Annotated in this window: 10 protein-coding genes; all 10 read left to right on the forward strand. The window is 39.1% G+C overall.

What is annotated here, in order from left to right; translation table 11 throughout:
• Positions 1–60: 60 nt before the first annotated feature.
• From A2536_08335 to A2536_08380, 10 genes are read left to right on the forward strand one after another with little or no spacing between them, the layout of a single operon-like run.
• The gene (locus tag A2536_08335; protein OGF45381.1) at positions 61–846 is read left to right on the forward strand and encodes a di-trans,poly-cis-decaprenylcistransferase; all 786 of its coding nucleotides are present in this window, start codon (positions 61–63) and stop codon (positions 844–846) included.
• Positions 843–1,661, forward strand: a complete 819-nt coding sequence (locus A2536_08340; GenBank protein OGF45382.1) for a hypothetical protein — start codon at positions 843–845, stop codon at positions 1,659–1,661. Before A2536_08335 ends, A2536_08340 begins: the two co-directional genes overlap by 4 nt.
• The gene (locus A2536_08345) at positions 1,658–2,830 is read left to right on the forward strand and encodes a 1-deoxy-D-xylulose-5-phosphate reductoisomerase (protein ID OGF45383.1); all 1,173 of its coding nucleotides are present in this window, start codon (positions 1,658–1,660) and stop codon (positions 2,828–2,830) included. The genes A2536_08340 and A2536_08345 overlap by 4 nt, the downstream gene beginning before the upstream one ends.
• Positions 2,817–4,445 (forward strand): hypothetical protein, encoded by a 1,629-nt coding sequence (locus A2536_08350; GenBank protein ID OGF45384.1) that lies wholly within the window; start codon positions 2,817–2,819, stop codon positions 4,443–4,445. Before A2536_08345 ends, A2536_08350 begins: the two co-directional genes overlap by 14 nt.
• A gap of 24 nt (positions 4,446–4,469) precedes the next feature.
• Positions 4,470–5,537 (forward strand): 4-hydroxy-3-methylbut-2-en-1-yl diphosphate synthase, encoded by a 1,068-nt coding sequence (locus A2536_08355; protein ID OGF45385.1) that lies wholly within the window; start codon positions 4,470–4,472, stop codon positions 5,535–5,537.
• A gap of 1 nt (position 5,538) precedes the next feature.
• Positions 5,539–5,910, forward strand: coding sequence for a 6-carboxytetrahydropterin synthase QueD (locus tag A2536_08360; protein ID OGF45386.1), 372 nt, complete (start codon positions 5,539–5,541; stop codon positions 5,908–5,910).
• The gene (locus tag A2536_08365) at positions 5,903–6,598 is read left to right on the forward strand and encodes a hypothetical protein (GenBank protein ID OGF45387.1); all 696 of its coding nucleotides are present in this window, start codon (positions 5,903–5,905) and stop codon (positions 6,596–6,598) included. Before A2536_08360 ends, A2536_08365 begins: the two co-directional genes overlap by 8 nt.
• Positions 6,598–7,434 (forward strand): hypothetical protein, encoded by an 837-nt coding sequence (locus tag A2536_08370; GenBank protein OGF45388.1) that lies wholly within the window; start codon positions 6,598–6,600, stop codon positions 7,432–7,434. Before A2536_08365 ends, A2536_08370 begins: the two co-directional genes overlap by 1 nt.
• Positions 7,434–8,222, forward strand: coding sequence for a hypothetical protein (locus A2536_08375; protein OGF45389.1), 789 nt, complete (start codon positions 7,434–7,436; stop codon positions 8,220–8,222). Before A2536_08370 ends, A2536_08375 begins: the two co-directional genes overlap by 1 nt.
• Positions 8,219–8,677, forward strand: coding sequence for an SsrA-binding protein (locus A2536_08380; GenBank protein ID OGF45390.1), 459 nt, complete (start codon positions 8,219–8,221; stop codon positions 8,675–8,677). Before A2536_08375 ends, A2536_08380 begins: the two co-directional genes overlap by 4 nt.
• The last annotated feature ends 202 nt before the right edge of the window (positions 8,678–8,879 follow it).

Below are 8,879 nucleotides of genomic sequence, written 5' to 3' on the forward strand. Positions count from 1 at the left end.
GCAACTGCGAAAACAAAAGTATTTTTCTAAGGAGAGCCGGACTATTCGACGGCTTTAAAAATGTCAAATACAATGAAAAGCTCTTCGATCACCCGGGATGTTTTAAAAAGCATCAATAAAGATAAGCTGCCGAGGCATATAGCTATTATAATGGATGGTAACGGCAGGTGGGCGGCAAAGAAGGGGCTTCCCAGAACGGCGGGACATAAAAAGGGGATGGACACCGTTGATACTATAGTTACGACCTGTACAAATCTTGGGATAAAAGTGCTCACGCTTTATGCTTTTTCCACGGAGAACTGGCGCCGGCCGGAAAAAGAAGTTTCTTTCCTTATGCGGCTTTTGAAAACTTATCTTATCCTCCAGCGCGCAAAATTAATGAAAAATAAGATCCGTTTGAATGTTATAGGCAGGTTAAACGAACTTCCCGGGTTTGTTCAGAAAGAACTTGCAAAGACCTTAAAGGTTACAAAAAATAATACGGCTATGACTCTTAACCTGGCGTTAAATTACGGGGGAAGGGTAGAAATAATTGACGCTGTGAGAAAAATATTAAAAGATGTTATTGCCGCGAAGGGTGAGCTTAACCCGGAAACAGCAATTAATTCAATTGATGAAGATACTTTTTCGAATTATCTCTATACTGCGGGACTTCCTGATCCTGATCTGCTGATTAGAACCAGCGGGGAAATGCGGATTTCAAACTTTCTTTTATGGCAGATAGCTTACAGTGAAATATATGTTACGGACATTCTTTGGCCGGATTTTAAAGAAGAAGATCTCTATATGTCCGTACTGAATTATCAACATAGGGAAAGGCGTTTTGGAGGGGTGAAAAGCGTATGATAGGAAGATTAGTTGTTGCAGTATTATTTATACCGATGTTTGCCTGGTTTATTACTCTGGATAATTCTGTCTATTATAATATTGTCATAGCCTTCGGTCTTTTTATGGGTTTACTTGAGTATTCTTTAATGATGAAAAAAGTAAATGTCAAAATATATACTTTGTTGAATATGCTTTTTTTAGTTGCGGCAATGCTCGGGATGGCTCAATTCCGCGTGCCGGTATTTAGCGCAGAGATTTTATACAGGGCTTTTACATTGATAATTGTTTATGCGGTTTTGGTGACGGGATATTCTCTTTTTGCAAAGGATATAAAAGAAAGCGTTGACAGGGTTGTTTTTTCCTTCTTCGGAGTGTTTTACATCGTAATGCTTGGAAGCAGCCTGTTTTTGGTCAGAAATATAGGTGCTTATCATACCTTGTTTTTATTTGCCGTGGTCTGGTTCTATGACAGCGGAGCGTATTTTATAGGTTCAAGATTTGGAAAGACAAAGTTATCCCCTCTTATTTCTCCGAAAAAATCTTTGGAAGGAATGGCCGGAGGTATTGTTGTTTCGCTTCTTATGATAACAATATTTAAAAGTATTAAATTTACCTCTGTTTTAGTCCCGTATAACAATATGGGATATGCTTACCTTATAGTCATAATACTCTGTTTTGCCGCGCAAGCAGGAGATTTGCTTGAATCCATGTTGAAAAGATACTGCGGAGTGAAAGATTCATCTAATCTGTTGCTCGGGCATGGCGGAGTTCTGGATAAACTGGACTCTTTCCTTATAGCTACTCCTATCTATCTTTTACTGGCGGTAATGTGAAGAGAAAAAAGATAGCAATTCTTGGTTCAACCGGTTCTATAGGCGTAAGCACGCTTAAAGTCATCTCCGCTTTTCCTGCTCTCTTTGAAGTCACTGCTTTGAGCGCGAAAGGAAGTAATGTTAAACTTCTCGCGGAGCAAATAGGAAGATTTAAACCGAAATTTGTTTCTATTCATGATAAGGATGCGTTTATCCGGCTTAAGTCCTCAGGAAGTTTTAAGGGTACAGAGATATATGAAGGATTTGAGGGACAGCTAAAGCTTATCCGCGAATGTGAGTCGGATATTATGGTAATTGCCCTGGTAGGCGGGGCGGGGCTTATTCCCGCTTTAGAAGCTATTAAAAGAGGGAAAAATATTGCTCTTGCGAATAAAGAAACCCTGGTCGTAGCCGGGGATATTGTTATGAACGAAGCAAAAAAGAAAGGGGTTAAAATCTTTCCGGTGGACAGCGAGCATTCTGCTATTTTTCAATGCCTTAACGGGGAAGACCCTAAGAAAGTTAAAAAACTGATACTTACCGCTTCCGGAGGGCCTTTTTTTAGTCACGGAAAAAGCGAACTTGAAACTATAACTCCTGAAGCGGCTCTTAATCATCCGAAGTGGGAGATGGGAAAGAAAGTCACTATTGACTCTTCAACCCTTATGAATAAAGGTTTTGAAATAATAGAAGCGCACCATCTTTTCGGTATATCTGTAGAGGACATCGAAGTTGTAATTCATCCTGAATGTGTTGTGCATTCCATGGTGGAGTTTGTGGATAATTCCGTTATTGCCCAGCTTGGAGTTACCGATATGCGTCTTCCGATACAATATGCGTTATTTTATCCGGAAAGAATGAATAATAATATCGGGAGATTGAATTTTGCAAAATTAAAAACTCTGGAATTTTATAAGCCGGATATTGTTAAATTTCCTGCGCTTGCTTATGCCGTAGAAGCCTGTAAGGCAGGAGGGACGGCTCCTGCAGTGCTTTCAGGATCCGGAGAAGCTGCAGTTAACGCCTTTCTTAATAAAAAGATAAGTTTTACGGGAATGTCAAAACTGATAAAAAAAGCTCTTAAAAACAGAACAATTATTAAAAAAGCATTGTTAAAGGATGTAATTGCAGCAGAAAAATGGGGTCGAGAATTTGTAGAAAAGGAGACTGAAAATAATGGAATATATTGATAAGATATTGCTGGCATTGCAGATATTTATAGCTGTAGGAGTTGTAATACTTGTGCATGAATTGGGGCACTTTCTTATGGCAAGGTATATGGGCGTAAGGGTGGATAAGTTTTCTCTGGGATTTGGTCCCCGTTTATTTGGCTTTAAAAGAGGAGATACTGATTATATGGTCTGTCTTTTCTTTTTTTTCGGCGGCTATGTAAAGATGGCAGGCGAAGATCCTGAGAATCGTCAAAAATTTGAAAAATGGGAGTATTTTGGACAGCCCTGGTGGTCTAGAGCGCTCATTGTATTTGCGGGCCCGTTTATGAACTTTGTTTTTGCTTACGTCGTTTTTGTTCTTCTTATGTCTTTCGCAATAAAGGTTCCTGACTATACGACCAGAATCGGAGGCGTAGAAAAAAATTCTATCGCTGAAAAAGCGGGGCTTAAGTATAAAGACGAGATCCTTTCGGTAAACGGGAAAGAGGTTAAAAGCTGGTCAGACTTTGTTAAGAAATTTGATAATGAAAAGAATAATGTTTTGAAAGTAACGGATGGCGGTAAAAAAAGAGTGTTTAAAATAAAGTATTCAGAATCCGGGATTCCGGGTGTTTCTTCTTCAGAGCTTCCGGTGATAGAAAGTGTAAGTTCTGAAATAGACGGGTTTGAAAAGGGAGACGAAATTTTAAAAATAGACGGGGTTGCTATTAAGCAGTTTACTGATATAGAAAAAGCTTTTATTGCTTCTGCCGGCAAAGAAATACTTTTTGAGGTGAAAAGAGGCAAAGAAATATTAACCCGAAAAGTTAAGCCTATGAAAGATGCTGTGTTTACAAATGAATGCATTCTGAAAATAAATGATGGCGGGAAAAGTAGAGAGTTGAAGCTTGAGTATTCAAAGAATAATGTTCTTGGTATTTCACCCTTTGTGCTTCCGGTAATAGACAGTGTAAGCCCCGGGAGTCCGGCTTATGCTGCCGGGTTAAATGAAGGTGACGAGATTTTGAAAATTAATGGAGCTGTCGTCAGTCAGTTTGCGGATATAGGAAAAGCTACTATTACTTCTGAAGGAAAAGAGATGCTTTTTGAGATAAAAAGAGAAAAAAACAAAGAAGTGATAACCCGAAAAGTTAAGCCTATGAAAGATGCTATTGTTACAAACAAGTACATAATAGGCATAAGCAGCAAGGCACCGTTATCTTCATACGAAAAGGTAAATTTCTTTAAATCACTCGGCTTGGCAGGGGTACAGGTATATTCTATATCAAAATTACAGCTGGTCGCGATCTCAAAGCTTGTAACCGGTAAGATGTCTGCAAGGGAGTCTCTCGGCGGTCCTGTTATGATTGTTCAATCAGCGGCGAATATGGCAAAAAAGGGAATGAATGATTTTATCTTTTTCTTTGCTTTTATCAGTGTGGCGCTCGGATTGTTTAATCTGATTATCCCTATCCCTGTGGTTGACTGTGGAGTTCTCATTCTATTTATATTAGAGGGAATACGGGGTAAACCCGTGAGTTTTAAAGTCCAATCTTTTCTGGCTCAAGCGGGATTTTTCCTTCTTATTGCTCTGGCGGTCCTCGTTACCTGGAATGATATTGCTAAAATAGTAACAAGGAATCTGATTAAATAAAGAAAGCATAAGGAGTCTCTTTAGATGAACAGACGTAAAACCAGACCGGTTTTTTGCGGCAGGGTTAAAATAGGAGGGAACGCTTCTATCTCCATTCAGTCTATGACCAAGACGGACACCAGAGATGTTGCTGCGACTATTTCTCAGATTAAAGAGGTTGAAAAAGCAGGCTGTGATATTATCCGTGTTGCGGTTCCTGATGAAGAATCAGCTAAAGCCCTGAAGAAAATAAAAAAAGGAATAAAAATACCACTGGTTGCGGATATTCATTTTAATTATAAGCTTGCGCTTATGTCGATAGATTCCGGTGCCGACAAGATCAGGATCAATCCGGGGAATATCGGCGAAGAATGGAAAGTAAAAGAAATCCTTGCTGCGGCTAAAAGCGCAAAAATCCCAATAAGAATAGGACTGAATGCCGGCTCAATAGAGAAATATACCGGAAGAAAACGCCATGAAAAAGCGCCGGTAATGGCAGGTAAGCTGGTATCAAAAGCAATGGAATATGTCAGATTATTTGAGAAGAACCGTTTTTATGATATGGTTATTTCGCTGAAAGCCTCTGATACCATGATGACTGTTGAAGCATACAGAAAAATGGCAAAACTTTGTGACTATCCTTTTCATCTTGGGGTTACCGAGGCGGGGACAGCTATTACAGGTACGGTGAAGTCTTCCGTCGGGATAGGGCTGATGCTGAATGAAGGACTGGGAGATACTCTTAGAGTGTCTCTTGCGGCAGAACCAAAAGAGGAAATTAAAGTGGGTAGAGAAATATTAAAAACTTTAGGGCTTCGTAAAAATGAGTCAGATTTGATCGTTTGCCCGACTTGCGGCCGGTGTGAAGTTGATATCTTTGGTATGGCAAAAAAAGTGGAAGATGAAATGTTAAAGCTTAAAAAACCTGTAAAGGTAGCTGTGATGGGATGTGTAGTTAACGGGCCGGGAGAGGCCTCGGAAGCTGATTTAGGGCTTGCAGGAGGAAAAAAAAGCGGTCTTATATTTAAAAATGGAAAAATAATTAAAAAGGTTCCTGAAAAATACCTTTTAAAAGAATTTATTAAAGAACTTAGAAAAATAGGACAGGTGTGAAATGTATGAGCTAAATGTAGAAGACGAGTTTGCTTCGGCGCATTACCTCAGGGGTTATAAAGGTAAATGTGAAAGAGTACACGGTCATAATTATAGGGTCATGATCACGGTAAAAGCAAAAAAGCTTAATAAAATTGGACTGGCTGTGGATTTTTCGGAGATTAAAGTTGAGCTTAAAAAAAATATGGAAATACTTGATCATCGTTTGCTGGATGAACTTCCGTGTTTTAAAAAAGTAAATCCTTCCGCGGAAAATATTGCGAAATATATTTTTGACAGTATGAACAAACCGTTAAAAGTAAAACAGGTAAAACTTTCGAAGGTTACGGTCTGGGAGACCGCAAGGGCTTCGGCCTCCTATTCCAATGAGTAAAACAGGTTTTTTGGATGAGATTTTTGTGTCTTATCAGGGCGAAGGTGTGTTTGCAGGTGTCAGACAGGTATTTATCAGGTTCTCACTGTGTAATTTAAAATGCTCTTATTGTGATACTGCAGCAGCCGGAGAAATAAAAGGCAGTTTTAAAGCTTTTGGTGAAAACTTCAGCAATCCTGTGAAAGCTTTGGAAGTTATTAAGATTGTTAAAAGATTCAAGGGTTTGGTTCATTCTGTAAGTTTAACCGGTGGAGAACCCTTGGTGCAGAGAGAGTTTGCGGTTCTGCTTGCTGCTGGTCTTAAACGCGCCGGTTTTAAGGTTTATCTCGAGACTAATGGAACTTTGCTTCAAAATCTGAAAAGTATATTGCCCTATACGGATGTGGTTGCGATGGATATAAAGCTTCCTTCCTCTTCGGGGCAAAAAGGACTCTGGGAAAAGCATTCAAAGTTTATTAAGGCAGCAGAAAAAAAGGCTTTTGTAAAATTAGTGATTTCGGAGGATACAAAGCCGGCCGAAATCATAAGGGCTGTGAAGATGGCAAAAAGAGCGATAGTAATACTTCAGCCGGAATATAAATCTAGCATTAAAAAGGTTGTTAAATTGATCAATAGCAGCAGAGTATTTGAGCTTGGTGCTGACGTAAGATTAATACCGCAAATTCACAGATTCATAGGGATAAAGTAATGACTAATGGTTATGCGGATTTACATGTACATACAAAAGCATCTGATTCTACTTTTTCTGTGGAGCAGGTATTGGAGCTTGCAAAAGCTTGCGGCCTCAGAGCCGTCGGTATTACCGACCATGATACAGTAGATGGCCTTGCAAAAGCCGTTGAAATAGCACCTCAGTATGGAGTGGAAATAATTCCGGGAGTGGAGTTGTCCGCGGAAGAAAACAATTGTGAGATCCACATTCTGGGTTATTTTATGGATTGGAAAAACCCGGAGTTCAAGAACAAACTCGATGAATTACGTTCGAGCCGTATGGAAAGAGCAAAAAAAATAATAGAAAAGCTTGCGGGTTTGAATATTGAATTAAAACTTGAGGCTGTTTTAGCTCTTACCGAATCATATACTGCTGTAGGTCGTCTTCATATAGCTAGGGCAATGAAACTTGCCGGTATAGTCAGCGACATTCCCGAGGCGTTCAGAAAATATCTGGGTCAAAGCGGGCCGGCTTATGTAAAAAAACAATTTCTTTCTCCTTTAGAAGCGGCAGATCTGATAAAAAATGCCGGAGGAATCCCTGTTATGGCTCATCCCGGAGTACTTAATAATTATGAACTTATAGAAAAAGTACTGCAAAGCGGAATGATGGGAGTTGAAGTATATCATACGGAACATTCTTCCGGAACAGTTGCAAAGCTGAAAGAACTGGCAGTTAAGTACAATCTTTTAATTACCGGCGGCTCGGATGACCACGGGGCGGGAAAGAGCAAGATATATTTAGGTTCAATACTGATACCTTACGAATATGTCGAAAACATGAAGCTTTTTCTGAGAAAGGAAGGAAAATAATGTTTTTTATCTTTGACCTTGACGGAGTTCTTTACAGGGAAAACAGTGTAATAAAAGGCGCTCCTGAGACCGTTTGCCGGCTCCGTAAGCTCGGACATAAAGTTGCTTTTGCCACCAATAATGCAATGCTTTCAAGAAAAGATAATCTAAAAAAACTTAATAAGATGGGTTTTGATTGCACTCTTTCCGAAATAATGGCTTCTGCATATGCTGCGGGTCTGTACTTGTCGGAAAAAAAGGCAAAAGGTTCTGTTTTTGTTATCGGTGAAAAGGGATTGAAAAAGGAGTTGAAAGATATCGGGTTGAAAGTATTTTCCGTAAATAATAAGGTGCCGGGAAAGACGGATTATGTGGTTGTGGGATTGGACAGGAAATTTACATATAAAGCGTTAAAGATTGCGAGATTGCTTATTGAAAAAGGCGCTAAATTTATAGCCACAAATAAAGATTATACATATCCTGCTAAAAATGGTTTGCATCCGGGCGGTGGCAGTCTTGTGGCGGCAGTTGAAGCAGCTTCGGGCGTTAAAGCATTTATAATAGGAAAACCGGAGCCTTATATGCTTCAAATACTTTTAAAGCAGAGAAAAATCTCTCCAAGTGAGACCGTGGTGGTCGGAGACCGGTATGATACTGATATTTTGTTTGGCAAGAATGCTGGGACAAAAACAGTTATGGTACTTACCGGTGTAACCTCAAAGAAAGAAACAGAAAAATATAAAGGCAAAGAAAAACCGGATTATATAGTTGACAGCGTATGTGATTTACTTGATATATTCAAACCATGATAGAAATACTGGTTAAAGACATAGCAGTTAACCGGAAAGCGCGTTTTGACTTTCATATACTTGACGTGTATGAAACCGGTATAGCACTTAAGGGTACAGAGGTTAAATCCGCTAGGGAAGGGCTGGTTACTCTGAAGGATAGTTTTGGTAAGGTTGACAATGGTGAGGTCTTTTTGTATAATATGCATATAAGTCCATATTCTCACGGTAGTTATGCAAATGCTGATCCTACGAGGAAGCGTAAGCTTCTCCTTCACAAAAATGAAATTGAGCGGTTGACAGGCAAGCTGAGTATCGGAGGTTTAGTTCTGGTGCCGTTAAAAGTTTATCTGAAAGGAAATTTAATAAAAGTCGAGCTTGCTCTCGCAAAAAGTAAAAAGAATTTTGATAAAAGAGAAGCCATTAAAAAAAGAGAAGTAGAAAGAGACCTGAAGAGTACATTGAAAGGACAGTAAAACAGAATAACTAATAACTAAACAATAACTAAGGTTGAAGCACTAAGCACTAAACATAAGGAAGTTCATAATATAAATACAAAGATTTTGTTTAAGAGTTAGTGATTAAGTATTAGTAATTCAGACTGTGTCGCAATTATTTCTAGAAACACCGTTCTTTGACAACTGGAACCAAGAAGCGGTTTTTTAACCGAACTTAAAC

It is taken from the genome of Candidatus Firestonebacteria bacterium RIFOXYD2_FULL_39_29 (genome assembly GCA_001778375.1).
In the GTDB taxonomy this organism is placed as follows: Bacteria; Oederibacteriota; D2-FULL-39-29; order D2-FULL-39-29; family D2-FULL-39-29; genus D2-FULL-39-29.

Excerpts from the sequence above, each read along its gene's own strand:
- A2536_08375 (OGF45389.1), top strand. The coding sequence starts at position 7,434 with ATGTTTTTTATCTTTGACCTTGACGGAGTTCTTTACAGGGAAAACAGT.
- A2536_08350 (OGF45384.1), top strand. The coding sequence starts at position 2,817 with ATGGAATATATTGATAAGATATTGCTGGCATTGCAGATATTTATAGCT.
- A2536_08370 (OGF45388.1), top strand. The coding sequence starts at position 6,598 with ATGACTAATGGTTATGCGGATTTACATGTACATACAAAAGCATCTGAT.
- A2536_08360 (OGF45386.1), top strand. The coding sequence starts at position 5,539 with ATGTATGAGCTAAATGTAGAAGACGAGTTTGCTTCGGCGCATTACCTC.
- A2536_08365 (OGF45387.1), top strand. The coding sequence starts at position 5,903 with ATGAGTAAAACAGGTTTTTTGGATGAGATTTTTGTGTCTTATCAGGGC.
- A2536_08340 (OGF45382.1), top strand. The coding sequence starts at position 843 with ATGATAGGAAGATTAGTTGTTGCAGTATTATTTATACCGATGTTTGCC.
- A2536_08380 (OGF45390.1), top strand. The coding sequence starts at position 8,219 with ATGATAGAAATACTGGTTAAAGACATAGCAGTTAACCGGAAAGCGCGT.
- A2536_08335 (OGF45381.1), top strand. The coding sequence starts at position 61 with ATGTCAAATACAATGAAAAGCTCTTCGATCACCCGGGATGTTTTAAAA.
- A2536_08355 (OGF45385.1), top strand. The coding sequence starts at position 4,470 with ATGAACAGACGTAAAACCAGACCGGTTTTTTGCGGCAGGGTTAAAATA.